Annotated in this window: 24 protein-coding genes; 9 read left to right on the plus strand and 15 right to left on the minus strand. The window is 65.2% G+C overall.

Features of this window, described 5'->3' with window-relative positions; translation table 11 throughout:
• The first annotated feature begins 16 nt into the window (after positions 1-16).
• The gene (locus tag AC1DMA_RS19405) at positions 17-1,624 is read left to right on the plus strand and encodes a putative 2-aminoethylphosphonate ABC transporter permease subunit (protein ID WP_478145397.1); all 1,608 of its coding nucleotides are present in this window, start codon (positions 17-19) and stop codon (positions 1,622-1,624) included.
• A complete protein-coding gene (locus AC1DMA_RS19410) occupies positions 1,621-2,748 on the plus strand; it encodes a TIGR03364 family FAD-dependent oxidoreductase (protein ID WP_478145252.1) in 1,128 nt (375 codons plus the stop codon). Before AC1DMA_RS19405 ends, AC1DMA_RS19410 begins: the two co-directional genes overlap by 4 nt.
• Before the next feature lie 11 nt (positions 2,749-2,759).
• Here AC1DMA_RS19410 and AC1DMA_RS19415 read toward each other — a convergent pair whose 3' ends face one another.
• From AC1DMA_RS19415 to gspG, 13 genes are all read right to left on the minus strand, one after another.
• Entirely contained in the window at positions 2,760-4,178 is a 1,419-nt protein-coding gene (locus tag AC1DMA_RS19415; RefSeq protein ID WP_478125339.1) for an 8-oxoguanine deaminase, read from the minus strand.
• A gap of 31 nt (positions 4,179-4,209) precedes the next feature.
• Positions 4,210-5,109, minus strand: coding sequence for a 5'-nucleotidase (locus AC1DMA_RS19420; RefSeq protein WP_478125340.1), 900 nt, complete (start codon positions 5,107-5,109; stop codon positions 4,210-4,212).
• 3 nt (positions 5,110-5,112) lie between these two features.
• On the minus strand, positions 5,113-6,348 hold the full coding sequence (gene gspF / locus AC1DMA_RS19425; protein ID WP_478125341.1) for a type II secretion system inner membrane protein GspF: 1,236 nt from the start codon (positions 6,346-6,348) through the stop codon (positions 5,113-5,115).
• Between the two features lie 125 nt (positions 6,349-6,473).
• Positions 6,474-7,889, minus strand: coding sequence for a type II secretion system ATPase GspE (gene gspE, locus AC1DMA_RS19430; protein WP_478125342.1), 1,416 nt, complete (start codon positions 7,887-7,889; stop codon positions 6,474-6,476).
• A gap of 10 nt (positions 7,890-7,899) precedes the next feature.
• Positions 7,900-10,203 (minus strand): type II secretion system secretin GspD, encoded by a 2,304-nt coding sequence (gspD, locus tag AC1DMA_RS19435; protein WP_478125343.1) that lies wholly within the window; start codon positions 10,201-10,203, stop codon positions 7,900-7,902.
• Positions 10,204-10,205: 2 nt separating this feature from the next.
• Positions 10,206-11,003 carry a type II secretion system protein N gene (gspN, locus tag AC1DMA_RS19440; protein ID WP_478145253.1) on the minus strand — a complete coding sequence of 266 codons (798 nt, stop codon included), beginning with the start codon at positions 11,001-11,003 and terminating at the stop codon, positions 10,206-10,208.
• A 7-nt stretch (positions 11,004-11,010) separates the two neighbouring features.
• Positions 11,011-11,586, minus strand: coding sequence for a type II secretion system protein GspM (gene gspM / locus AC1DMA_RS19445; protein WP_478125345.1), 576 nt, complete (start codon positions 11,584-11,586; stop codon positions 11,011-11,013).
• Positions 11,583-12,785 (minus strand): type II secretion system protein GspL, encoded by a 1,203-nt coding sequence (gspL, locus tag AC1DMA_RS19450; RefSeq protein ID WP_478145254.1) that lies wholly within the window; start codon positions 12,783-12,785, stop codon positions 11,583-11,585. Before gspL ends, gspM begins: the two co-directional genes overlap by 4 nt.
• A gap of 136 nt (positions 12,786-12,921) precedes the next feature.
• Positions 12,922-14,070 carry a type II secretion system minor pseudopilin GspK gene (gspK, locus tag AC1DMA_RS19455; RefSeq protein ID WP_478145255.1) on the minus strand — a complete coding sequence of 383 codons (1,149 nt, stop codon included), beginning with the start codon at positions 14,068-14,070 and terminating at the stop codon, positions 12,922-12,924.
• On the minus strand, positions 14,067-14,717 hold the full coding sequence (locus AC1DMA_RS19460; protein WP_478145256.1) for a PulJ/GspJ family protein: 651 nt from the start codon (positions 14,715-14,717) through the stop codon (positions 14,067-14,069). The genes gspK and AC1DMA_RS19460 overlap by 4 nt, the downstream gene beginning before the upstream one ends.
• Positions 14,717-15,106 (minus strand): type II secretion system minor pseudopilin GspI, encoded by a 390-nt coding sequence (gene gspI, locus AC1DMA_RS19465; protein ID WP_478145257.1) that lies wholly within the window; start codon positions 15,104-15,106, stop codon positions 14,717-14,719. Before gspI ends, AC1DMA_RS19460 begins: the two co-directional genes overlap by 1 nt.
• A complete protein-coding gene (locus AC1DMA_RS19470) occupies positions 15,103-15,606 on the minus strand; it encodes a prepilin-type N-terminal cleavage/methylation domain-containing protein (RefSeq protein ID WP_478125350.1) in 504 nt (167 codons plus the stop codon). The genes gspI and AC1DMA_RS19470 overlap by 4 nt, the downstream gene beginning before the upstream one ends.
• Entirely contained in the window at positions 15,581-16,021 is a 441-nt protein-coding gene (gene gspG, locus AC1DMA_RS19475; RefSeq protein WP_478125351.1) for a type II secretion system major pseudopilin GspG, read from the minus strand. The genes AC1DMA_RS19470 and gspG overlap by 26 nt, the downstream gene beginning before the upstream one ends.
• A gap of 63 nt (positions 16,022-16,084) precedes the next feature.
• Between gspG and AC1DMA_RS19480 the strand changes: the two genes are divergently transcribed.
• Positions 16,085-16,654, plus strand: coding sequence for a type II secretion system protein N (locus tag AC1DMA_RS19480; RefSeq protein WP_478145258.1), 570 nt, complete (start codon positions 16,085-16,087; stop codon positions 16,652-16,654).
• 10 nt (positions 16,655-16,664) lie between these two features.
• Here the strand turns inward: AC1DMA_RS19480 and ilvA are convergent, their stop codons facing one another.
• Positions 16,665-18,227, minus strand: coding sequence for a threonine ammonia-lyase, biosynthetic (ilvA, locus tag AC1DMA_RS19485; RefSeq protein WP_478125353.1), 1,563 nt, complete (start codon positions 18,225-18,227; stop codon positions 16,665-16,667).
• A gap of 245 nt (positions 18,228-18,472) precedes the next feature.
• Here ilvA and AC1DMA_RS19490 point away from each other — a divergent pair, with 245 nt between their 5' ends.
• A complete protein-coding gene (locus tag AC1DMA_RS19490; protein WP_478145259.1) occupies positions 18,473-18,922 on the plus strand; it encodes an OsmC family protein in 450 nt (149 codons plus the stop codon).
• A gap of 16 nt (positions 18,923-18,938) precedes the next feature.
• Here AC1DMA_RS19490 and coq7 read toward each other — a convergent pair whose 3' ends face one another.
• Entirely contained in the window at positions 18,939-19,568 is a 630-nt protein-coding gene (gene coq7, locus AC1DMA_RS19495) for a 2-polyprenyl-3-methyl-6-methoxy-1,4-benzoquinone monooxygenase (protein WP_478145260.1), read from the minus strand.
• 293 nt (positions 19,569-19,861) lie between these two features.
• Between coq7 and AC1DMA_RS19500 the strand changes: the two genes are divergently transcribed.
• From AC1DMA_RS19500 to AC1DMA_RS19520, 5 genes are all read left to right on the plus strand, one after another.
• Positions 19,862-21,145, plus strand: a complete 1,284-nt coding sequence (locus tag AC1DMA_RS19500) for a porin (protein ID WP_478125829.1) — start codon at positions 19,862-19,864, stop codon at positions 21,143-21,145.
• 150 nt (positions 21,146-21,295) lie between these two features.
• A complete protein-coding gene (locus AC1DMA_RS19505) occupies positions 21,296-22,276 on the plus strand; it encodes an ABC transporter permease (RefSeq protein ID WP_478125356.1) in 981 nt (326 codons plus the stop codon).
• Entirely contained in the window at positions 22,276-23,532 is a 1,257-nt protein-coding gene (locus tag AC1DMA_RS19510; RefSeq protein WP_478145261.1) for a M20 aminoacylase family protein, read from the plus strand. The genes AC1DMA_RS19505 and AC1DMA_RS19510 overlap by 1 nt, the downstream gene beginning before the upstream one ends.
• 26 nt (positions 23,533-23,558) lie before the next feature.
• On the plus strand, positions 23,559-25,154 hold the full coding sequence (locus tag AC1DMA_RS19515) for an ABC transporter substrate-binding protein (RefSeq protein WP_478145262.1): 1,596 nt from the start codon (positions 23,559-23,561) through the stop codon (positions 25,152-25,154).
• 69 nt (positions 25,155-25,223) lie between these two features.
• On the plus strand, positions 25,224-26,135 hold the full coding sequence (locus tag AC1DMA_RS19520; protein ID WP_478125359.1) for an ABC transporter permease: 912 nt from the start codon (positions 25,224-25,226) through the stop codon (positions 26,133-26,135).
• The last annotated feature ends 9 nt before the right edge of the window (positions 26,136-26,144 follow it).

Here is a 26,144-nt window from a genome sequence, read left to right on the forward strand (position 1 = left end):
CGCTTCGATAGCCTTGATGGTGCTGGTCATCATCGTGGCCCTCCCGGTCGGCGCCCTCGTTGGGCAGAGCTTTTTCGACAGAGCCGGGGCCTTCGTCGGCCTGGCGAACTTCGCGCGGTATCTCGACAACCCTGCGCTGGTGCGCTCGGCCTTCAACAGTGTCTGGCTTGCGGCGGTGAGTGCGCTGCTGTGTACGGGCATCGCCTACGTCTATGCGTACGGGCTCACGCTGTCGTGCATGCGCGGCAAGGCGCTGCTGCGTGCGGTTGCGCTCTTGCCGCTGCTGGCGCCGTCGCTGCTGCCGGCCATCAGCCTCGTCTATCTCTTCGGCAACCAGGGCATATTCAAGGCGTGGCTCGGAGACGTGTCGATCTATGGGCCTCTGGGCATCGTCCTCGGCTCAGTGTTCTGGACCTTGCCGCATGCGCTGCTCATCCTCACCACGGCCATGTCGACGTCCGACGGCCGGCTCTACGAGGCCGCGGAGACGCTCGGCGCGTCACGCTGGCGCATCTTCCGCACGGTGACCTTGCCGGCGTCGCGCTATGGGCTGATCGTCGCAAGCATGGTGGTGTTCGTGCTCGTCATCACCGACTTCGGCGTCCCCAAGGTGGTGGGCGGCCAGACCGGTGTGCTCGCCACCGACATCTACAAGCAGGTGGTCGGGCAGCAGAATTTCCAGATGGGCGCGGTCGTGGGGTTCGTGCTGCTTGTGCCGGCCGTGCTGTCTTTCATCGTGGAGCGCCGCGTTCGCCGGCGGCAAGCCGCGGCCTTGTCGGTACGTGCCACGCCGCACGTGCCCGAGCCGGTGCCCGCTCGCGACCGTGCGCTGTTGCTGGCCTGCGTCCTGATCGCCGCCTGCATCCTCGTGATGATCGGCATGGCGGTCTTCGCGTCGCTGGCGACCTATTGGCCCTACCAGCTTGCGCCATCGCTCAAGAACTACGACTTCGGCAACATGGATGGCGGCGGCTGGGGCAGCTATGTCAATTCGCTGCGCCTTGCGGTCGGCGCGGCAGTGGCAGGGGCTGTCGCGACCTTTCTTTCGGCTTATCTCGTCGAAAAGCCGCGCCACTTCGGGTTGCTGCGCGAGTTGCTCAACCTCCTGGCAAACCTGCCTCTCGCAGTGCCTGGACTGGTGCTTGGCGTGGGCTACATCTTCTTTTTCAATTTGCCATCGAATCCGCTGCACGGGCTCTATGGCGGCATGACCCTCCTGGTGGTGTGCACGGTGGCCCATTTCTTCTCGGTCGCGCACCTCACGTCGCTGACCGCGCTGCGCCAGCTCGACCGCGAATACGAACTCGTCTCCGAATCGATGGGCATTCCCTTCTGGCGGACGCTATGGCGCGTGCACTTGCCGGTCACACTGCCCGCCGTGCTCGACGTCGCGGGCTACTTCTTCGTCAACGCGATGACCACGGTGTCGGCGGTAGTCTTTCTCTACTCGCCCCAAACGACACTGGCGGCGATCGCCGTGCTGAACATGGACGATGCCGGCGACGTCGCGCCGGCCGCCGCCATGGCGTCACTGATCATGCTCACGGCCGCGATCGGCCGCGGCCTTTTTGCATGGGCCGCACGTTCGGCGCTCGCCAAGACCCAAGCCTGGAGAAATCGATGAGTGCAGCAGGCCCCTCTTTTGATGTGATCGTGGTGGGCGCCGGCATCGTCGGCCTTGCGCATGCATATACCGCTGCCACGAGCGGCCTGAAGGTCTGCGTAGTGGAGCGCGACGCCGCATGCGTCGGCGCATCGATCCGCAACTTCGGCTTCGTGACTGTCACGGGACAGGCTCCTGGCGACACCTGGCGCCGCGCGATGCACTCGCGCAACGTGTGGGCGGCCGTCGCGCCGCAAGCCGGCATCGACATTGTTCATCGGCACCTGTGGCTGGCCGCCTATCGACCGGAGGCTCATGCGGTGCTCGAAGCGTTCTTGCGCACGCCGATGGGCGAGGCGTGCCAACTGCTGGAGGTTGCCGAGGCCCAGGCCAAGGCGCCGGCGCTGCGCCTGGAAGAAGCGCGCGCCGTGCTGTTCAGTCCGCATGAACTGCGGGTGGAGTCACGCACGGCCATCGGCCTGCTGACGCGCTGGCTGGCCGAAGTACACGGCGTGGAGTTCCGCTTTTCCGAAGCCGTGCTCGAAGTCGAAACACCGCGCGTGCGCACGTCACTAGGCAGTTTGCACGCGGAGCGCGTCGTCGTCTGCACCAACGCGGAATTGCACGGTCTCTTTGCGGACCGCATCGCCCCCCATGCACTGAGCCTCTGTCGGTTGCAGATGCTGCGCGTCCGGCCGGAAGCCGGTTTCCGCCTGCCGGGCTCGGTGATGATGGATCTGAGCCTCGTCCGCTACGAGGGCTACAGCACCCTTCCTGAGGCGGCAGCGTTGCGCACGCGCCTGGAGCAAGAGGAAGCGGATTCGCTGGCGCACGGCATTCACCTGATCGTCGTGCAGAGCGCAGATGGCTCGCTGGTGGTCGGTGACTCGCATCACTACAGCGCCGCGCCAGAACCTTTCGCGATGGAAGAGGTGGACCGGTTGATCCTGCGACATCTGCGCTCCACGCTCGATCTGGAGCAGGCGCAAATCACGGAGCGCTGGACCGGCGTCTATCCCTCGTCGCCCGAATTGCCCTGCGTGATCGACACACCGGACGATGCCACGCGCGTGGTGCTGGTCACCAGCGGCACGGGTGCGAGCACCGGCTTCGGCATCGCGCGCGATGTCTTCGATGCATGGTGAAAAGACACTGTTCAGGCAGTGTGCGGGTGCCTTGCGCGCTCATACAGCGTGCGGGCAAGTTCGCGGTGCCTCGCCAGCAGCGGGGCAAGCTCGACGTCGACCATTCGACCTTCGCGAATCCGCACGCGCCCGTTGACGACGCTCAACGCCGCGTGGGCCGGCTGACAGAAGACGAGTGCGGCCACCGGGTCGTGCCCGGCGCCTGCATGCCCGACACCACGCAAATCGAAGGCCACGATGTCCGCGGACATGCCTGGCGCCAGCGCGCCGATGTCGTCGCGGCCCAGCACGCGCGCGCCGCCGAGCGTGGCGATCTCCAGCGCTTGGCGTGCGGTCATTGCCGCCGGTCCGTAGCCGACGCGCTGAAGCAGCAGCGCCTGCCGCGCTTCGCCCAGCATGTGAGCGCCATCGTTTGACGCGCTGCCGTCCACGCCCAGGCCCACCGGAACGCCTGCACGGCGCATTGCACCGATGGGAGCGATGCCCGAGGCCAGGCGCATGTTGGAGCAAGGGCAATGCGCCACGCCGGTTCCGGTGCGGCCGAAGAGCGCGATGCCGGCTTCGTCCAGCTTCACGCAGTGCGCGTGCCAGACGTCGCGGCCGACCCAGCCGAGGTCTTCGGCATATTCGGCGGGCGTCATGCCGAACTTCTCGCGCGAATAGGCGATGTCGTTGTCGTTCTCCGCGAGGTGCGTATGCAGCGACACGCCCCGTTCACGCGCCAGTTCGGCGGAAAGCCGCATCAGATCGCGCGAAACAGAAAAGGGCGAGCAAGGTGCTAGCACGATGCGACGCATCGCGTGGCGCGAAGCGTCGTGCCAGCGGTCGATGAGCCGTTCGCTGTCGCGCAGGATGGCGTCTTCGGCCTCGACGACTTCGTCCGGCGGCAGGCCGCCGAGGCTCTGGCCCACGCTCATGCTCCCGCGCGACGCATGAAAGCGCATGCCCATCGCATCGGCCGCCTCGATGGAATCGTCCAGCCGCGAGCCGTTCGGAAAGAGGTACAGATGGTCGCTGGTCGTCGTGCAGCCCGACAGCATGAGTTCGGCCATTGCAGTCTGTGTCGACACGCGGATCATCTCGGGTGTGATGCGCGCCCACAGCAGGTACAGATTGCTGAGCCATCCAAAGAGCTCCGCGTCCTGCGCTTCGGGCACCGCGCGCGTGAGGCTCTGGTACATGTGATGGTGCGTATTGACCAATCCCGGCATCACCACGTGGCCTTGCATGTCGATTGCATCGGCCTCGCCACTGCGCAACGCCTCGGCGTAGGTCGCCGGCAGTTCGGAAGTCGGTCCGGCCCATGCGACCGCCGGCCCTTCGGCGACGACCGCCCCGTCGGCGATCTCGCGGCGAGCAGCGTCCATGGTGACCAGCACGTCGGCGTGGCGGATGATCAGCGGGCGATGAGTTGTCGGCGGAGAGGACATGTCGATCGGTTCCCTCTGATGAGTCGCGTTCTCAGCGCTCGTTGCTGATGCCGCTGGAGACATGGCCGGCGGGCACGTGCCGCGCCGCCGCATCGACGTGGCCTGTCTGATCGTCGAAGAAAAAATCGGGTTCGAACTCGCGCAGGAATTCGCCCTTGGCGAGCCCGCCCAGGAACATGGCCTCGTCGACTTTGATGTTCCAGTTCATCAGCGTGCGAATGGCGCGCTCATGTGCCGGCGCACTGCGCGCTGTGACGAGCGCGGTGCGAATCCGCATGGCCGGATTGCTCGCACGCTGCAGCCGGTGCAGCGCTGCGAGCAAAGGCTTGAAAGGCCCTTCTGGCAGCGGAAGTTCGGCTTTGCTGGATTCGTGCTGCTGAAAGGCGTCCAGCCCTTGGGCCTGGAAAACGCGTTCGGCTTCGTCGCTGAAGAGCACCGCGTCGCCGTCGAATGCAATGCGGACTTCGTTCGGATAGGCATCGCTCGCGTGGACCGATTCGACCAGCACCCGTGCGGCCGGAAAGCCCGCGCCGAGCGCCTCGCGCACGTCTTCGGCGTTGACCGAGAGAAACAGGTGCGCCCGCAAGGGCCGCAGATAGCCGAAAGGCGGACGGCCTTGCGTGAAAACACCCCGCTGCAGCGTGATGCCGTTGGCCACGCCTGATCGGAACACGCGCATGCCGGAGACCGGGTCGTTGCGCGACAGGATCACGACTTCGACGCGCTGTTTGCCGTCGTCGTTGAAGCGCAGCAGTTTGCGCACGAGCGAATAGGCGATGCCGGGTTTCGCCGGCACGTCCAGTCTTTCGAGCTGAAGCTTCATGTAGCCGGCGTCGTCGCCCGATTCGAAGATGCGGTTCTCTTCTTCGAGATTGAAGAGCGCGCGCGACGAGATCGCAACGACCAGCTTGTCTTCGAGGGAGACAGCCATACGCTACTTCACGAATTGATTGAGCTGGATGATCGGCATCAGCACCGCCAGCACGATCAGCATGACGACGCCGCCCATTGCCACGATCAGCAGCGGTTCGAGAATGGTGGCGAGATGCATCGCGCGCCGCTGGACCTCGGCACCGAGTTGATTCGCGGCGCGTTGAAGCATCAGCGGCAGCGTGCCGGTCTGCTCGCCCAGCCGCGCGAACATCGAGACGATGCCTGGAAATCGCTTCTTCTGCGCCAGTGCGGAGGCCAGCGGTGCGCCTTCACGCACCAGCACCAGCGCATCGAGCGCATCGGCTCGCATGGCGCGGTTGCCCAGTGTTTCGGACGCGGCCTGGAGCGCACGCAGGATGGGAACGCCGGCCGTGGCGAGCATCGCCAAGGTGCTGGCAAAGCGTGCAGCGTTGTAGCCGCGCGAAAGCTTGCCCACCAGCGGCAGGTTGAGCCAGGCGGCATCGAATCTTTCGCGGAACGCCGACCGCGCCAGCGCCATCCGGCTGACGATGACCCCGACGACAACGATCCCCAGCATCACCCAGCCGTAATTGCGTACGAAGTCACTCAGCGCCAGCATGGCGACGGTGAGGATCGGCAACGCGCGCTTGGTGCCGGCGAACACGTTGGCGACCTGCGGCACCACATAGCTCACGAGGAAGATCACGATCACGATCGCGACCAGGGTCACGATAGCCGGGTAGAGCGCGGCACCGACCAGCTTCTGTTGCAGCGCCTGTCGCTGTTCGAGGTCGTCGGCCAGCCGCTCCAGCACCAGGCCGAGATTGCCGCTTTGCTCGCCAGCGCCGATCACCGCGGTGTAGATGGGCGAGAACTCGCGTGGATGTTGCGCCAGCGCGCGGCCGAAGGGGGAGCCCGCGTTGACTTCCGCGCGCAGCGACGCCACGAGATTGCGCTGCGCTTCGGATTCGGCTTCGTCGGTCAGCGCCGTGAGCGCTCTTTCGAGCGGCAGCCCGGAGGACACCAGGCCGGCGATCTGGCGCGTCCAGACGGCGAGCGTCGTGGAATTGAAGATGCGGCCGCCGCCGAACATCCGGCGCCAACCGCCCGAAGCGGGCGCTCCACCGCTTTCGACACTGCCGACCGACGTCACCGTCAGCGGAATCAGCGCCTGGGCTCGCAACATGCCGCGCGCACTGCGAGCGGTATCGGCTTCGAGCACGCCCTTGCGGGGTTGCCCCTGTTGGTCTATGGCTTCAAACGAATAGGCAGGCATGGAGTGCAGGCATGGAGTGCAGCATGGACCGCATTGTCAACGCTCGGCAATCCGATTCGCCGTGCGGCTTTCAGAACATCAGAACGGCAGATCGCCAGAACGCACGCCCCAGACGGCTTGCCGGGCTATTCGCGAGTGACGCGGAGCAATTCTGCGCGCGACGTGACGCCGGTCTTCACCAGGCGTTCGCCGTCTTCGCGCATGGAGCGCAGGCCGCCGCGTTCGGCTGCGACGAAGATCTGGCTTTCGGGGGCGCGGTTGTGGATCAGCGATTGCACGGTGTCGTCGGCCACGAGCAGTTCGAAGATGCCTGTACGGCCCTGGTAGCCCGTCTGGCCGCAGGCATCGCACCCTACCGGTGTCGCTTCGCCGTTGTGGCCGGGCACCGAGCACACCGGGCACAACTTGCGCACCAGCCGCTGTGCCAGCACGCCAAGCAGCGACGAACTGAGCAGGAAGGGCTCGACGCCCATGTCGGTCAGGCGTGTGACGGCGCTGACGGAATCGTTGGTGTGCAGCGTCGCGAGCACCAGGTGCCCCGTGAGCGAAGCCTGGATGGCGATCTGGGCGGTTTCGAAGTCCCGGATTTCGCCGATCATGATGACGTCCGGGTCCTGGCGCAGGATCGCGCGCAGCGCCTTCGCGAAGGTGAGCTCGATCTTGGCGTTGACCTGCGTCTGCCCGACTCCCGACAGTTCGTATTCGATCGGGTCTTCGACCGTCATGATGTTGCTGCTGCCGGCGTCGAGCCGGCTGAGCGCCGCATAGAGCGTCGTCGTCTTGCCCGAGCCGGTCGGCCCCGTCACGAGAATGATGCCGTGTGGCTGCTCGATCAAATGTTCAAAGCGCGCGAGCGTGTCGCCCAGCATGCCGACCGATTCGAGTGTGAGCTTGCTTTCGGACTTGTCCAGCAAGCGCAGCACCGCCCGCTCTCCGTGCGCCGAAGGCAGCGTCGACACGCGAACGTCGACCGCCCGCGTACCGATGCGCAAGCTGATCCGGCCGTCCTGCGGCAGGCGCTTTTCGGAGATATCGAGGTCGGCCATGATCTTCAGCCGTGAGATCAGCGCGGCGTGCAAGGCTCGATTGGGCTGGACCACTTCGCGCAGCGTGCCGTCGATACGGAAACGCACCGACGATGTCCGCTCATAGGGCTCGATATGGATGTCGCTCGCGCCGTCGCGCGCCGCCTGCGTGAGCAGCGCGTTGAGCATGCGGATGATCGGCGCGTCGCCGGCCGATTCGAGCAAGTCCTCGACCGCCGGGAGCTCCTGCATCATGCGCGAGAGATCGGCGTCGCTCTGCACTTCGCTGACGACCGCCGCCGCATTCGATTCGCCCTGCGCGTAGGCCGCGCTGATGCGCTGCGCAAGCTGCTCGGGTGGGAGCGGCTCGAAGGTCTTGACCTGGTATTTGCGAAGGACTTCGCCCAGCGCGCTGCGCGGCGGCACCTTCGGCATCCACAGCGTGAAGCCATCGTCTGATTCTTCAAGCAGCAACTGCTGGCCGCGGGCGAAAGCGTAGGGGAGGGGATAGCGCACGGCGAGAACTCTAGGGCAATTCGCGCTGCGTTGCAGGGTCTGCCGTCGGTGGCAACGCACCCTTCAGGGTTGCGCGATTCGCCGGCAGCGGATCGGTCGGCGTCAGGGGTGGCGGCACGAGGTGCGTGCCTTCGATCCGGCGGTCCGAATTGGGCAGCGCCGGCAGCGGCGGCAGGATGGCGGACTCGTCCACGTTGCGCAGCATGATGTTCTTTTCGGGCTGCGAGGACTGTTGCAGGCCGCGGATCGAGTCGTAGCGATCGAGCGTGAGCTGTTCGCTCGTGCTGTTGTCGCGGATCACCACGGGCCGCAGAAACACCATCAGGTTGGTCTTCGTGCGGGTCCGGGTTTCGTTCTTGAAAAGATTGCCGAGGATGGGGATGTCGCCCGCCAGCGGTATCTTCTCGTTGCTCTTGGAGTATTCGTCCTGCAGCAGCCCGCCGAGCACGACGATGCTGCCGTCTTCGACGAGCACGCTCGACTCGATGCTGCGCTTGTTGGTGGTTGGCCCGTTCACGTTGTTGACGGTCGCCTGGTCGACCGTCGAGACCTCCTGGAAGATCTGCAGCTTGACCGTGTTGGCCTCGTTGATCGTCGGCCGCACGCGCAGCGTCAGGCCGACGTCCTTGCGCTCGATCGTCTGGAAGGGGTTGACGGAGCCGTTGGCGGCGCCGGTGTTGGTGAACTGCCCCGTGAGGAAGGGCACGTTCTGGCCGATGATGATCTTCGCTTCCTCGTTGTCGAGCGTCAGGAGATTGGGGGTGGAGAGCACGTTGCCTTCGCCGTTGCTCTCGAAGAGGCGCGCAAGGAAGCTCAGGATGTACTGGCCTCCGTATTGCCTGCCGACGCCGATGTTGATGCCCGTCGAGGGACGCGTCGCCGGATTCTTGGTGGCGATGCCCACGGCCAGGTCGACGATGTTCTGTCCGGCGATGCTCGAATTGGTGCCGATGAAGCCGACGTTGCGGTCGCCATTGCTGCCGATGCCCGTCTGCCACTGGACGCCGAAGTCGGCCGCTTTCTGGGCATTGACTTCGACGATCAGGCTTTCGACCAGGACCTGCGCGCGCCTGCCATCGAGGCGGTCGATCACGGCTCGCATCTGCCGGTATTGCGGCTCGGGCGCGGTGATGATCAGCGAGTTGGTGGAGGGGTCGGCCTGGATCTGGCCTCCCGTCGACGGCTGGTTGGCATTGTTCAGCGGCGCCGTCGCCGCGGGGTTCTGGCCCATGCCGCCGCTCTGGTTAGCGCCCGTCTGTGCCGCTGCGGAAAGCGCCGTTGCGCCGGTTTGCTGCAGATTGGTCCCCGCGCCGCCCGCGCCCGTGGCGCCGGAACCGCCGCGCGCCTCGGCGGACATCGCGGCGCGCAATGTGGTCGCCAGCTTGACCGCATCGGCGTTCTTCAGATAGACCACGTACACGTTGCCCGCGGCCCCGTTTCCGGTGTCGAGGGGTGCGCGATCGAGCTTGTCGATCAGCGTGCGGACCAGCTGGGCGCGCGCCGGATTGGCGGCGCGCACGATGATCGAGTTGCCGCGCGGGTCCGCGAGCAGCGTCGTGCGGAACGATGCGTCCGCCGTACCGGGCGCGGCCCCTTGCACTGGGCCGCCCGTGCTGCTGCCGCCTTCGAGAAGTCGCGTGACCAGGGGCACCATGTCGGTCGCCACGGAGTGCTTGAGCTGGATGACGTCGATGTCGGAGGCGTTCGGCACGTCGAGCGCCGCGACGATGCGTGCGAGGCGGCGCATGTTTTCCGCATAGTCGGTGATGACCAGCGAGTTGTTGCCAGGGTTGACGTTGATCGTGTTGTTGGGCGCGATCAACGGGCGCAGCACGGGCAGCAGGTTGTTGGCCGACTCGTAGTTGAGCTTGAACACCTGCGTGATGATCTGGTTGCCGCTCACGCTCGATGGCGTGGGCGTCGATGTGGTCACCGCGCTGCTCTGCAGCTTGGCGTCGGCTTCCGGCACCACCTTGGAGAGGCCTTCGGACTGCACGATCGCAAAGCCCTGGAGGCGCAGTGCCGCGGCAAACTGGTTGAAGGCCGCCTCGGGGGAGATGGCCCGGTCCGTCTGCAGCGTGATCGTGCCTTTGACGCGCGGATCGACCACCACGTCACGTCCGGTCACGACCGCCATGGTTCGTGCGACCGATTCGATCTCGGCATTGGTGAAGTTCAGCGTGATCGGCTCGCCGCGGCGGGGTGCGGCGACTTCCTGCGCAAACGCGAAGGGGGGCATGCAGGCCGCGACCAGCATCTGCGCTGCGAGCGCGAGAGTGCCGATGCGGGTGCCGTAGGAAGTTCTTGGCTTCATGGTCAACCCAATGTGATGAGCGAGCGTGCACCTTCGCGCCGCCCAATGATGTTCAACAAGTTCGAAAGTGCGTCTTCCCGCCCCGGAGCGGCGCTGGCTTCGCCGTCGAAATGCAGTGCGGTCCCACTCCATCGGCCGCTGCCGTTGAGTTGCAGGCTCCCGTCAAGGGTGGTCAGCAGGATGGTCGGCGACGACCCTCCTTCGAGAGCAATGCGATAGCTGCCCATCGGCCGCAAGGTCGACAGGCTCGATGAGATATCGACCGCATCGAGCGTCGCGCGGCCCGCGATTGCCAGCCGGGGGCCGCTCCAGCGCAGGTTGAATGCCTGCATTGAAACGTCCAGCATGCCTTCGAGCTTGAGCGTATTCCACGGCGCACCGAAGCCGGTGAGCAGCGCCGCCGGCCAGCGGGATTGGCCGTCGCGCCAGTCGAGTTCGAGTCCGTCCGCGCGCGGGCGGGCCCGGAACTCCAGCGGCTTGACGGCGCAGCACGGAATGTCGAGCGCAGCCGTCACGCCATCCCATCGCGGCCGAACCGTCCAGCCGAGCGTGCCCGGCAGGGAGACGGGCTCGGCACCGCCGACACCGCTCGCGAACACGAGGCCAGCCGTGCCGGTCCAGACCGTGCCGCGCGCATTGACGAGCTGCAGATGGCCGTTGGTCCACTGCGAGAGTCCGGCGGCGAGCCAGCGTGCCGGCGCGAAGAACGACACCGCCAGTGCGATGCCGGTCAGCGAACCCAGCAGGGCCCAGCGCCAGCCGGCAGCGGCTGAAGTGGGGGTTGAGCGAGAAGTGGCCATTGCGGACTCAGCGTGCCGGCAGGCTCATGACCAGGGTGCCGTCCCAGCGCGCGCCGGAGGGCCCCGTTCCCGACGGGGGCGCTTTGTCGGACTGGGTGGATTGGGTTGATGGGGTGGACTGCGGTGACTGCGTATTGCGCGTCAGGTGCACTTCACGAGGTACGGCTCGCGCATTGCTGCGGGCCTGTGTGAACCACTGCGCGAGAGCATCGGCGGTCGCGCCGCGCAGCGCGATGGTCGCGCCTTCTCCGGCACCGGCGGATTGAAGCTGGGCGGCGCCGCCGAGGTCCTGGCGGACCGATGTTTCCAGGCTGCGCATGGCGTCGTCGCGGGTCGCCCGGGGCTGCGACTGCAAGGCCTTTGCCTGCGCCTGGAGGTTGACCATCTGCTGCAGCTGAGCATCGAGCTGGGCGTGTTCGGCGGGCGCTGAAGTGAGGGTGCGCAAGGCAGGCGCCAGCGCTACCCACCAGAAGAGGGCGACCAGCACCAGCGTCACCGCCCCGAGGATCATGCGTTGTTCGCGAACGTCCAATTCAGACCACCAGGCTTGGCGGCGCGCCTCGAGGGCTTTGAACCCCTTCATCGGGCGGCCTCCGCCTGGACCAGGAGCAGGTCTCCCTCGGTGCGTGCGCTGTATCCGCGCGATGAAAGTGCGGATGTCACGGTGCCCGTCTCCGAGGGTTGCAGGCCGAGGCCGCGCAGGCGCAGTTGCCCGGCGGTGAAGTCGATGGCGGTCGGCGTTCGGCCTTTGGGAAGGCTGGCTGCCAAGGCACTGAGCATGGGTTCGAGGTCGCTGGCGGTGACGCCGCCGGTGGACTGCTGCAGTGCCGCGACTTCGCGCGTCATCTGGACGGGTGCATCGACCACCAGTTGCACTGACGGAAAAGTTTGCGTGAGCACATTGCGGACGGCACTGCGCTTAGCGGCCAGGGCGTTGCGCTCTTTCCAGGCCCACGCATTGAGGCCGATCAGTTGCGTCAGCAGCAGGATCAACACGCCCCAGCGGGCGGCGCGCCACCGAGGTGCGCGCCAGAGCTCGCGCGCGACAGCGACGGCTTTCTTGCTCGCGCGGGCTCGCCCGGTGGATGCGAGTTCGAATTGCGCCAGGTCCCACGGCGATTGCGTGGCCTGGAGCCAACGCTCCGCCGGCAGGACGATGGGAACGCGCTGCCCGAGCACGCTTTCGGCCAATTCGGCGACCGCCGGTTCGGCCAGCGCGGTCGAGCCCGGGGGAAGCGGGCCGGCCAGCGACAGCGCGGCGCTGTCCAGCGGCAATATGGCCACGCCCTCGGTGCCGCAGACGACGCAAAGCGGCGCGTCCGGTTCGCCGATGGCCGTGAGCGTCGACGGAACGCCTGCGGGCCGTGGCGTGAATTCAGGGACGATGCGCGTCACGCGCCGGCCGGCCGCTTCGAGCGTCTGCACGGCGCTCTGCAGCCACAGCCGGTTGCATGCCGCCACCCATGCCGGGACATCGGCGCGAGCACCGGGCTCTATGGCGAAATGCATGGATTCGGGGTCGTCGAGGAGGCGATCCTCGAGCAGGCCATTGAGTACAGAGCGGAGGCGCGCACTGCTGCTCAGGCTGCCCTGCGGCAGTGTCACCTGGTGCCAGGAAATGGCGGCGGCGGGTACGCCGACGATCGTTTCGTCGCTCGTCGGCAACAGGGCTGCGGGGGCGGTCCCCTGCGACCGCAGCTTGCGGCCATCGCCGGACCAGTCCGCCCAGCCGTATTCGGTGGTGGCCGATCCGGACGTGACAGGAATGGTTACAAGCAGCACAGGCGTCCGAGGAGGTAAAGGGCCGTCATTGTAGGAGCGTGACCACAGTGGTTGCTACTGATTTGATAGCGACTTGCCCTGATGCTATGGGCGTCGCRCTCATTTGTGATCCAAAACGAAAGCAAAGGCAAAACCTTCAGGACTTGGGCGGCGGCAACGTGGCGCCTGCGCCACGTTCGCGCCAGACGATCCGGACGTCGAGGTTGTCGCGCCTGAGCAGCGTTTGCTCTTCGATCCACGCGTTGTCCAAGCGCAACCGCGCATGCACTTCGAAGTAGTTGGTCGATACGCCTTGCTGTCCTTCGACGAATTGGGTCGAGCTTTCCTGGACGAGCGCGCTGGCGTCGGCGGTGGACTTGAAGTACTTCCGCGCCCGGGCTTCGACCAGCCTCTTGGCGCCCGCCAGGTCGAGCTTGGGCATGCTGGCGTAGATCACCTCGGCGCTGGCGGTGTTCAGATTGATGGGCGTGCTGGTGGGCAAGACGGTGACGTAGGGCTCGAGCGCCGCAGCGGTGGAGGGCGACAGGCCGAGCCAGACCAGTTGTGAGGTGTGCTGTGGCATCAAGGGGCCGGTGGTGGCGACGCCCGTGGGTGCGACTGTCGCCGCCGGCGTATTGGGTGTCGTCGTGTTGGTATTGGTATTGGTGTTGGTATTGGTATTGGCGGCTGCGACCGCCGCCGCCGTGGCCGCGGCGGTGTCGCTCGAGCCCGTGCTCGACGTGGTGTCCGTCACCGTGCCCGTGTTGTTGGTCGGCACCGTGGCCGCAGCGGGAAGGGCGCGCTGCAGGTTGCTCCTCAGCGTCGCGACCTCGCTGACGGGCAGCCCCAGGAGCGTGAACAGTTTATTGAACGCCTGCACATAGGCTTCGACCGGCTTCCCGTTCTGGATGAGGTTTCTCACGTTGAGCTTGGATTGCGCGTCGATGATGCGTCCGGAGAGAAACGCATCCGGCAGACCTTCGAGTTGGTCGCTGGAGATGTTCTTGTCAGCGGCCAGGAAGCTCGCCAGCTTGGCTTCTGCCAGTGGAATCGCCCAAGGCTCGGCCAGGTAGTCGGCGCCGGTGTTGGCGCGTGAGTCTTCGCGCAGGATCAGGCGCGACCAGTCGAGCGCTCCGATCAGCACCCACCCGGCTTGCATGCGCGCGCGCTCGGCGCTTTCGACTTCGGTGGCACGCCATTGCTGCCAGAGCGCCGCCACTGCAAAGGTCGCCACCAGCGTGACGGTGAGCATGGCGGTGAGCAATGCCGCACCACGCTGAGCCGGTTTGTGTCCGCGCATGTTCATGATTTCGGTACCGTCACGGAAGGGCGTACCCAGTCCCGGACGATTTGTCCTGCCAGGGCTGCGCCCGGCGGAAGGCCGATCACCAATCGAACGCCGTCTGGCAGAGGTGGTGTGCTCGTCCCGAGCGTTTCAGAGGTGACGGCCGGTCCCCAGGCGTCGTTGCGGAAGTAGGCGATTTGCCAATCCGTCAGCGGCATCAGGTCGACCTGCGCGTCGCCCGCCTGGTTGCCGCCGCCTTGCGCCCAGGCAGAAGCGCGGTCCCATGCCTGCTGCCATTCATCGTGCGTGGCGAAGCCAGGCGACTGCCACCGGCTCCAATGGGTGCCGTTGGCGGAGTCGGTGCGCAGGGTCCAGGCTACGACGAAGACGGAGGGCACGGCGTTGTCGGTGCTGCGCCGGGTGAGCCGCAACACACGCCCGTCCCAGTCCATGGCGGGGGTTTGCTGCAGGGCCACGGTGGCGTCGAGGTCGGCGCCCCATTGCGACAGCGTGGTTTGCAACGTGAGCACGCCGTCGCCGCGTTCGCGATTCACGGCCTGCGAGCGCGCCATACCGTCGAGGCCGCGCCAGCTCATCAGCGCAAGCAGCGCCATGACCGCGATCGCCACCAGCAGCTCGATGAGGGTGAAGCCGCGCGACTTCCGCATCAGTAGCGCCCCACGACCGTGGAGATCCCGAACACGGGCGCACCGTCGGCATCGCGCACCTGCACGTCCACGCGGCGAAAGTTCGGATTCAACGTTGGGGTTGTCGAGACGATCACTCCAAACGCCGTATTGGCCTGCGTACAGGTCAGCCCCGCATCGCCGATGGCCGGCATCTGCTTTGCCAGGCGCGCCTTGATCAGCTCGTTTTCGGCACAGATCTGGGCCAGCATCACGTCTGATTGGCGCTGCGCGTTTCGGGTGAGCGCCATCGTCGCCTGGGTGCCGGCCATCAGCGCGATGGCGACGATGCCCAGGGCGACGAGCACCTCGATCAGCGTGAAGCCGGCGTGGCGGGACCGCGGCTTGGCGTGAAGGCGCGTCTGCTTCATTGTGGAATCACCGCGAAAGGCCGCAGCCCGTCGGTGCCGATGATGAGGCTGCGGCTGGGCGGTCCCTGCGCCGTCATCAGCACCTGTTGCGCCGCGATGATGGGGTCCGGGCCCAACTGCAGCGCGCCGACGGCGACGCCGCCCGGGGCCATCGGTTGTGCCGAGATGCCTTCGGAGAGCCATCTCGTAGGCAGCGAGCCCGAGGGCAGCCCATCGAAGCTGAAGTTGCCTGGGCCCTGCGGCGTGGGGCGCCATCGCACGACGACTCCGCTGGCTCGCGACTGCGCACGGGCGGATTCGAGCAAGGCGGCGAGCCTTTCGGCCTCACGGTCGAGAGAAGCCTGGCTGGTGTCGCGTATGGCAAACCCGACGCCTGCCGTAGCCAGCGCGATGATCGCGATCACCACCAGCAACTCGAGCAGCGTGAAGCCGCCCGTCCCGCCGCGAATCTCGTGGGTCCGACGGCGGCGGAGCCTACTGCCAGCTGCCGATGTCGGCATTCTTGCCCTCGCCGCCGGGCTGGCCATCAGCGCCGAGCGAAAGCACGTCGATTTCGCCCTTGATGCCCGGATTCAGATACTGGTAGGGATGCCCCCAGGGATCGTTGGGCAGCTTGTCGATGTAGGGCTTCCAGTTGGGTACGGCCGGGCCGGTGGTGGGGCGGGCGACCAGTGCCTGCAGGCCTTGATCGCCCGAGGGATAGCGCTGGTTGTCGAGCCGGTAGAGCTTGAGCGCCTGCATCAGGTTGTTGATGTCGGTCTTGGCGGCGGTGACGCGGGCGTCGTCGGCACGTTCGATGACGTTCGGGACGATCAACGCGGCAAGCACCCCGATGATGACCAGCACGACCATCAGCTCGATGAGCGTGAAGCCGCGCTGGAGCGAGCGCGAAAGAGAGCGGTGAGAAAGGGGCATGGAAGGAATTGACGCGTGGGAGTGGCGGCGACTGCCGCATCCGCTGAATGATAATCCGCCTCCATGGCAGTTCCTTACGCACCCGCCCGATGGCCCGTCGCCGTCACGACGACGGCTTTCTGGGCGCTCGCGGCGGCGAGCATCGTGTTCTGGGGATTGCGGCTGGCCGCGCCCTCGGACGCTATCGCACCGCCCGCCGTGGCCAAGGCGCAGGCGGTGCCGGATCCCGCGGCTGTGGCGCAGATGCTCGGAGCCGTGTCGGCGCAGTCCGCGGCCGCGACACCCGAGGCGGCGAGCCGCTTTGCGCTGCTGGGCGTGGTGGCCGATGCCGACCAGCAAGGGGCCGCGCTCATTGCCGTCGACGGCAAGCCGCCGCGCCCCTTCAAAGTCGGCGCGACCGTTGCGGAAGGTTACGTACTGCAATCAGTCAGCACCCGTGCCGCATCGCTTGGCGCCAGCGTCGACACGTCGCCGGCATTGACGCTGCAATTGCCGACGCGTCCGCTGGCCGTCATGTCGCCGCCGACGCCTCTCGAGGGCGGAGCAGTTGCAGCGCCAAGGGCCCCGGGAGCGCTCGGAGTGCCAGGTGCATCCGCGCCGCCCCTGACAAGGCCGCCAGCACCGCGCCGCTGAACGCGCTCCCTCAAGACTGCAAGAACAGCCGATACGCCGGGTTGTCCGTTTCTTCGACGAAGGGATAGCCCAGCGCCTGCAGAAATTCGTCGAAGGCCGCAGTATCGGCCGCAGGCACCTGGAGCCCGACGAGGATGCGCCCGTAGTCCGCGCCCTGGTTCCGATAGTGGAAGAGGCTGATGTTCCAGTTCGGTCGCAAGAGGCTCAGGAACTTCAAAAGTGCCCCCGGACGTTCCGGAAATACAAACCGCAGAAGGCGTTCGTCGTGCGCGAGCCCCGAGCGGCCTCCCACCATGTGCCGGATGTGTTCCTTCGCCAGTTCGTCGTGCGTGAGGTCAATCGCGCCGAAGCCATGTTCCACGAAGGTATCCGCAATCGTCCTGGATTCGCCCCGGGTCGTGGTCGTCAATCCCACAAAGACGTGAGCTTCCTTGGCTTCGCTGATGCGGTAGTTGAACTCCGTCACGTTGCGCGATGCGCCCGGCAATTGCCCGACCAATTCGCAAAAGCGCCGGAAGCTGCCTCGCTCTTCGGGGATCGTCACCGCCAACAGCGCCTCGCGCTCTTCGCCGACCTCGGCGCGTTCGGCCACGAAGCGCAGCCGGTCGAAGTTCATGTTGGCGCCGCAAAGGATGGCGGCATAGGTTTCGCCGCGCGTGCCGCGTTCCTCGACGTACTGCTTGATCGCAGCCACCGCGAGCGCGCCCGCGGGCTCGACGATGCTGCGCGTGTCGATGAAGACGTCCTTGATTCCCGCGCAGACCGCGTCAGTGTCGACGGAAATGAACTCGTCCACCAGATTCGACGCCAGACGGAACGTTTCCTCGCCCACCAGCTTGACCGCCGTGCCGTCGGAGAACAGGCCGACGTCGGGCAGTGTCACGCGCTCATGCGCCGCGACCGACTGGATCATCGCGTCCGAATCGTTCATCTGCACGCCGATCACCTTGATCTCGGGCCGCACGGCCTTGATGTAGCTCGCGACGCCTGCCACGAGCCCGCCGCCGCCAATGGCGACGAACACCGCATGCAGCGGCCCCTGGTGCTGGCGAAGAATCTCCATCGCGATCGTGCCTTGGCCGGCGATCACGTCGGGATCGTCGAAAGGATGTACGAAGGTCAGGCCGTGCGCCTTTTGCTGCTCGAGCGCATAGACGTAGGCATCCGAATAGCTGTCGCCGTGCAGATGCACCTCGCCGCCAAGCGCTCGCACCGCGTCGATCTTGAGTTGGGGCGTTGTCACCGGCATCACGACCACCGCTCGCGCTCCGAGCTTGCGCGCGCCCAGCGCCACACCTTGCGCATGATTGCCGGCCGACGCGCAGATCACGCCGCTGGCGAGCTGTTCGGGACTCAGATGCGCCATCTTGTTGTAGGCGCCTCGCAGCTTGAAGCTGAAGACGGGCTGCTGATCTTCGCGCTTGAGCAGAATGGTGTTGCCCAGCCGGGCGCTGAGCGCGCGTGCCGGTTCGAGGGCCGATTCGACCGCGACGTCATAGACGCGCGCAGTCAGGATTCGCTTGAGGTAGTCGGCCGGGGTGAGGTTGACGCCGGGGGGCTTGGTCGTGGACATAGGGCCGCGATCATAGGCTCAAGAAAAAAGCCCCGGGCCTTGCGGCTCGGGGCTAAATCCACCAATTGGGAGGGTGGAGGAGACAACCGGTGCACACGGTGTCGTGTGCGATGAAATAAAGTATATCGACTGTTTGTTGCATTGCAACAAGGGCGTGGCGCTTTTCGAACACAAATTCACGCTGGCGAGAGCTTTTGTCTCCCGATCGTGGAACCTCTTGAACCTGCAGAACCTGGAGTCAGCAAATGGAATGCACAGTGAGTTGGACCGGCAATACCGGCGCGAGATCTGCGATGGGCTTCGTCGCCGAAACCGGAACCGGCCACGTCCTCATGATGGACGGCGCCCCCGACGCGGCAAAGCCTGAAAACGGCGGGCAGAACCTTGCCGCGCGACCGATGGAGACTCTGCTCGCCGGCACCGGCGGCTGCACGGCCTACGATGTGGTGTTGATCCTGAAGCGAGGCCGGCACCAGGTCGAGCGCTGCAGCGTCAAGCTGACGAGCGAGCGCGCCGAAAAAGATCCAAAAGTATTCACGAAAATTCACATGCACTTTACGGTGGCCGGCAAAGGGGTCCCCGCCGCAGCCGTCGAAAGGGCAATCGCGCTGAGCCATGAGACCTATTGCTCAGCGAGCGTCATGCTCGGCAAGACGGCCGAAATCACGACCAGTTTCGAGCTGATCGAACTCTAGGGGCAAGCGGGCCCGCTCAGATGCGGTGCGCGACGGTCGTCATCACGCGCGCCGTCGCTCGCATCAATGCCTTGGCCGACGGCGGCAATTCCTTGGCGCCTGCACTCCAGGCTTGCGATGCATGTCGCGCTTCATCCAGCTTCATCTGGTTGATGACCGCCCTCGATTCGGTGTCGCCTGCCGGCAGCCGGTCCAGGTGGCCATCGAGGTGTGCTTCGACCTGGCGCTCGGTTTCCGCCACGAACCCCAAGCTCAGCGCGTCGCCAAGACGTCCTGCAACAAGGCCCAGTCCGAAAGCGCCGGCGTACCACAGCGGATTCAAGATCGAAGGCCGTGCGCCAAGGTCGTCGAGCCGCTGCTGCGTCCAGGCGAGGTGGTCGGTCTCTTCGCGCGCCGCGTTGCTGAAGTGCACGCGCAATTCGGCATTGCGGGTCACGGCCGCCTGCGCTGTGTAAAGGGCCTGTGCACAGACTTCCCCCACGTGATTGACCCGCATCAGGGCGCCCGCTTCGCGGCGTTCCGCATCGTTCAGGGCACCCGAAGGGGAGCCGGGCGGCGGGGTCGGCCGGGTGGCGTGCGGTTTGGCAAAGAGGGTACGCAGCGCCGCGTCTGCTACCCCGAGCAAGGAGTCGAGCGATCGGTTCATGAGGCGATTGGAACCCAACTGCGACCCCACTGCGGCCCGTAACAAATCGTGCGACTTAAGTTTCACATCGTGAAGGCATGGTTGGCGCGCTGGCTTTGTTGCAACAGTGCAACGAAACGCCAGACACGGCTGGTTTTTCGGGCGAATTGTTTTGCCCTGACCGATCGGCTCTGGTGCAATAGCGACAACTTCCCAAAAGGAGGTTGGCCCGGGGTCCGGTGGGAGCACAAAAGTGCCAGTCACGGTGAGCCCTTCGCACCGGAGCCCTATGTTTAACCTTGGAGAAACTTGCAATGAAAAAATCCCTAGTTGCCTTGGCTGCTCTGGCTGTCGCCGGTGTTGCCTCGGCCCAGTCGTCCGTGACGCTGTTCGGCGTGGTTGACGCTGCTGTCAGCAGCTACTCGAATACGTCGGAAACGGCTTTCGGTACCAGCATCAAGACGAGCCAAACCGCCCTGAGCAATTCGGGCTACAACTCCAGCCGTCTGGGCTTCCGCGGTACGGAAGATCTGGGTGGCGGTCTTGCAGCCAGCTTCTGGCTCGAAGCTGCTCTGGGCAACGACAACGGCACCGCTGGTGTTGGCAACATCACGACCGCTAGCAGCCAGTTCTTCAACCGTCGTTCGACGGTGAGCCTGTCGGGTGCTTTCGGTGAAGTCCGCCTCGGTCGCGACTACGTGCCGACCTTCTGGAACGACACCGTGTTCGATCCGTTCGGCACCAACGGCGTTGGCACCAACCTGATCTCGACGGCTAGCGGCTACGGTCCTGGCGCACCCAGCGGCTTCATCGCCAACACGAACTACGTGCGTGCAAACAACTCGGTCGGCTACTTCCTGCCGCCGAACCTGGGTGGTTTCTACGGTCAGGTGATGTACGCCATGAACGAGAACGTTAGCTACGATCCGGGCAGCCTGACGCCTCCTGGCGCCACCGCCTTCATCGCTAACCCGACCGCTCCTGGTACCAATGGCCGCGCTGGCCGTTACATCGGTGGTCGCGTCGGCTACGCCAACGGCCCGTTGGATGTCGCTCTGGCTTACGGTCAAAGCACCATTGCTTCGAACTACTTCGCCGGTACGACGAACAACCTCGACATCTGGAACCTCGGCGCTTCGTGGGACTTCGGTGTTGTGAAGCTGTTCGGTGAATACTCGAACAACAAGCTCAAGACCGACAGCACGTCTGGCGTTGTCTCCGGCCTGACCAACCCGTTCGCATTCCGCGAGCCGGGCGCCAATGGCGGCCTGATCGGTGTGACCGTGCCGGTCGGCCCTGGCCTGATCCGCGCTTCGTACTCGACCGTCAAGTACAACAACACCAGCAACATCAACCAGCTGACCGGCCTGTTCGCAGATCCGAAGGCTGACAAGTGGGCTCTGGGCTACGTGCACAACCTGTCGAAGCGTACGGCCCTGTACGCAACGGTGGGCTACGTGAACAACAAGGACGGCGCTGCTCTGATCGTTGGCGGCCCGGCCTTCTACACGACCCCGGTTGCTGTTGGCGGTGTGGCGTTCACGCCCGTTGCACAACACTCGGTCGGCTACGACTTCGGTATCCGTCACGCTTTCTGATCTGACGCTGGCGTAAGCCAGCATCAATGGGAAGTCTTGAAAGCCACCCGACGAAAGTCGGGTGGCTTTTTTCATGGTGCGGACCTCGGGGAACTCCTGCTTGGGCATGCACTTTGCTCTGCTAGCATGAATGAACATTTCGTCTGTTGAATGATCGCTTTCATATTGCGCCGGTTGATCCAGGCCGTGATCGTCATGGTCGCGGTTGCCTTCATCGCCTTCCTTCTTTTCCAGTACGTGGGCGACCCGGTCGTGTTCTTGCTCGGGCAGGACGCAAAGCCCCAGCAGATTCGCGAACTGCGCGCCGCCCTGGGGCTCGACCAGCCGTTTTTCGTGCAGTTCTGGCACTTCCTTGTCAACGCCGCACAGGGTGAATTCGGACTGAGTCTCCGCCAAGGCGCGAAGGTCTCGCGGCTCATCGCAGAGCGCTTTCCGGCCACGCTCGAGCTGTCCATGGTCGCTGCGGTCCTCGCTCTCGTCATCGGCATTCCGATGGGTGTCTACGCCGCGCTGCGGCGCGGCAGCTTCATGAGCCAGATGTTCATGACGCTCTCTCTTTTGGGCGTCTCGCTGCCGACCTTTCTCATCGGCATCCTGCTGATCCTCGTCTTTGCGGTGCTGCTCGGATGGTTCCCCAGCTTCGGGCGCGGCGAGACCGTGCGGCTCGGCTGGTGGAGCACCGGCCTTCTCAGCAGGGACGGCTGGATTCACATCGTGTTGCCCGCTGCAACACTCGCCATCTTCCAGCTCACGCTGATCATGCGTCTCGTGCGCGCCGAGATGCTCGAGGTACTGCGCACCGACTACATCAAGTTCGCACGCGCACGGGGCCTTTCCGATCGGTCGATCCACTTCGGGCACGCGCTCAAGAACACGCTGGTGCCCGTGATGACGATCACTGGACTTCAGCTGGGCGGGCTCATCGCCTTTTCGATCATCACCGAGTCGGTGTTCCAGTGGCCCGGCATGGGCCTGCTCTTCATTCAGGCGGTCACCTTTGCCGACATCCCGGTGATGGCCGCGTATCTTTGCCTGATCGCGCTTATCTTTGTCGTCATCAATCTTGTGGTCGATCTGCTCTACTTTGTGGTCGATCCGCGATTGCGTGTCGGTAATGCTGGAGCACATTGATGACTGAGCCACGTCTGCAAGCGGCCGGAAGAGCGTTCGCGCACATTGCCCGCTTCTATCCCGAGATCACCGCATTCCGCCGCGATCTGCACGCGCATCCCGAACTCGGTTTCGAGGAGATCTACACCTCGGGCCGCGTCGCCGAAGCCCTGCGCGCCTGTGGCGTCGACGAGATCCATACCGGCATCGGCAAGACGGGCGTGGTGGGTGTGGTCCGCGGCAACTCGACGGCCAGCGGCCGCATGATCGGACTGCGCGCCGACATGGACGCATTGCCGATGTGCGAAGACAACGATTTCGCATGGCGCTCGGCCAAGAAGGGGCTCATGCATGGCTGCGGCCATGACGGGCACACGACGATGCTCGTAGGTGCGGCACGCTATCTCGCGGAAACACGCAATTTCGACGGCACCGCCGTGCTGATCTTCCAACCGGGCGAAGAAGGCTTTGCCGGTGCGCGCGTGATGATCGAGGACGGCCTCTTCGATCGCTTTCCGGTGCAGTCGGTGTATGCAATGCACAACTGGCCCGGCATGCCCGCAGGCACTGTCGGCATCAATCGCGGCGCCATGATGGCCGCGGCGGACCGCATCACGATCGAGGTCACAGGCAAGGGCGGGCATGGTGCGCACGCCTATCTCACCGTCGATCCGGTGGTGGTGTCCGCGCACATCATCACGGCGGTGCAGAGCATCGTGTCGCGCAACGTGCGGCCCATCGATGCCGCCGTGATCAGCATCTGCGCGGTGAGCGCCGGCGATCTCGGTGCCATGAGCGTGGTGCCCGGAAAGGCAACGCTCGTGGGGACGGTGCGGACCTTCAGTTCGCGCGTGCAGGAGCAGGTGGAGCAGCGGCTTGCCGAACTGTGCAGCGCCGTCGCGGCCGGCTTCGGCGCGACCGCGCAAGTGAAGTTCGAGCGCATCTACCCCGCAACCATCAACACCGCGCCGGAAGCTCAGTTTGCCGGCGACGTCGCGCAATCGCTGGTCGGCGCGCACAACGTTGAGCGCAACATGGAGCCGAGCATGGGCGCCGAGGATTTCTCCTTCATGCTGCAGAAAAAGGCGGGTGCCTATCTGCGCATCGGGCAGGACGCCAGGGGCGGCGCGTTTCTGCACAACAGCCGGTATGACTTCAATGACGAGATCCTGCCGCTCGGCGCCGCATTGCATGCGGGACTGATCGAGCAGGGCATGCCGCTGGCCGCGACGACGGCCGGCAAATCCAGAAACAAGTTGGCCCAGACGGCCTCTTGATCCTTTCCAACCCCGAGGAGCTTCTCATGAGTCTGAAGAAAAGCGTGATCGCGGCAGCGATCCTGTCCGTGCTGACGGCGACGAGCCTTGTGGCCGGTGCTCAAACCATCCGTGTCGCAAACCAGGGGGATGCACTTTCTCTCGACCCGCATTCACTCAATGAATCGCTGCAACTGAGCGTCACCGCCAATGCCTACGAGCCGCTCGTCGGCCGGAACAAGGACTTGAGCCTGGCACCGTTGCTCGCGACGAGCTGGAAGCAGACCGCGCCGAACGTGTGGCGCTTCGAACTGCGAAAGGGCGTGCAGTTTCATGACGGCACGCCGTTCACCGCCGATGACGTCGTGTTCACCTTTGCACGCGCGAAGGGCGAGGGCTCGGACATGAAGGCCACGCTGAGCGACATCAAGGAAGTGCGCAAGGTGGGCGACTACGCCGTGGAGATGGAGACGAACGGGCCATTGCCGATCCTGCCGGACGTGATCACGCTCACCATGATCATGAGCAAGAAGTGGTGCGAGGAGAACGGCGCCGCGAAGCCGGTCGACAAGCGAAAGGGCATCGAGAACACCGCTTCCTTCAAGGCCAACGGCACGGGCCCGTACCGCGTGCGCGAGCGCCAGCCGGACGTGCGAACCGTGTTTGTCCGCAATCCCACCTACTGGGGCAAGATCGAAGGCAACGCGCAGGAGATCGTCTTCACGCCCATCGCCAATCCGGCCACGCGCGTCGCTGCGCTCATTTCCGGCGAAGTCGACGTGATGGAGCCCGTGCCTGTGCAGGATATCGCCCGCATCAACGCAAGCCCCAGTGCGCGTGTCATCACCGGCCCGGAGATGCGAACCATCTTCCTCGGCATGGACCAGAAGCGCGACGAACTCCTCTATTCGAACGTCAAGGGCAAGAACCCGTTCAAGGACAAGCGCGTGCGCCAGGCCTTCTACCAGGCCATCGACATCGCAGGCATTCAGCGCACCGTGATGCGCGGCGCATCGCGGCCGACGGCGCTGCTGGTCGGCCCGGGCGTCAACGGCTGGACCGCCGAGCAGGACAAGCGCCTGCCTTACGACGTCGATGCCGCCAAGAAGCTGCTGGCGGACGCGGGCTATCCCAATGGCTTCGAAGTGTCGATGAACTGCCCGAACGACCGCTACGTGAACGACGCGCAGATCTGCCAGAGCGTCGCCGCGGGACTCGCCCGCATCGGCGTCAAGATCAACCTCATCGCCGAAACCAAGGGCAGCTATTTCCCGAAGGTGCTGCGCCGCGACACCAGCTTCTACATGCTCGGCTGGACGCCGACCACCTATGACTCGCACAACGCACTCAGTTCGCTGATGGCCTGTCCGGACGACAAGGGCGCCGGCCAGTTCAACCTCGGGGCCTATTGCAATCCGAAGCTGGACGAGATCACCAAGCAGATCCAGTCCGAGACCGACAAGACCAAGCGCAACGAACTGATCAAGGCAGCGTTCAAGATTCATGCGGACGACGTCGGGCACCTGCCGCTGCACCAGCAATCGCTCGCATGGGGTGTGAGCAAGAAGGTGGAGCTCACGCAGCTTGCCGACAACTTCATGTTCTTCAAGTGGATGAGCATCAAGGCGCAGCAGCAACCCTGACGCCTGGCTCGATTCGAGCGCCTGGGGTCCGCCGCGGCGGACCCCGCTTTCACGCTTTCACTCTCCACGATGAACAAGAGAATCGCCAGTTGGCTCGACAGCGACGTCGGCCATAGCTTTCGCAACTCACCCGTTGCGATGTTCGCGGCCCTGATCGCCTTTGCCTGCCTCTTCTGCGCGGTCTTCGCCAACTGGGTGTCCCCGCACGATCCCTTCAACCTCGCGGTGCTCGAACTCGGCGACGCGCGCCTGCCGCCGGCATGGACTGCGGAGGGCACGCGAAAGTATTTGCTCGGCACCGACGATCAAGGGCGCGACATCCTCTCCGCGGTGATGTACGGCGCGCGCATTTCGCTCGTGGTCGGCCTGGTCTCCGTGATGCTGTCGATGGTTGTCGGTGTCTTGCTGGGGCTGATTGCCGGCTTCTTCGGCGGCTGGCTCGATGCCATCCTGATGCGGCTTTGCGACGTGATGCTGTCGTTTCCGGCGATCCTGGTTGCGCTTCTGATCGCCGGCGTTGGTCGCGCGCTTTTTCCTGAAGCGCATGGTCCCGTCGCGTTTGGCGTGCTCATCCTCGCGATATCGCTGACCGGCTGGGTGCAATATGCGCGGACGGTGCGGGGCTCCACGCTGGTCGAGCGCCACAAGGAATACGTGCAGGCCGCGCGCGTCACGGGTGTCTCGCGGCTGCGCATCATGCTGCGGCACGTGCTGCCCAATGTGACAGGGCCGGTGATGGTGCTCGCGACGATCCAGGTTGCGACGGCGATCATCACCGAGGCAACGCTGTCGTTTCTGGGCGTGGGCGTGCCGCCGACCTCGCCGTCGCTGGGCACGCTGATTCGCACCGGCAACGACTATCTCTTCTCCGGCGAATGGTGGATCACGGTCTTTCCGGGGCTGATGCTGGTGCTGATCGCGCTGAGCGTGAACCTGCTCGGGGACTGGCTTCGAGACGCACTCAATCCCAAACTCCGTTGACGCGGTACT

This window comes from Variovorax sp. 05N34 (assembly GCF_056397405.1).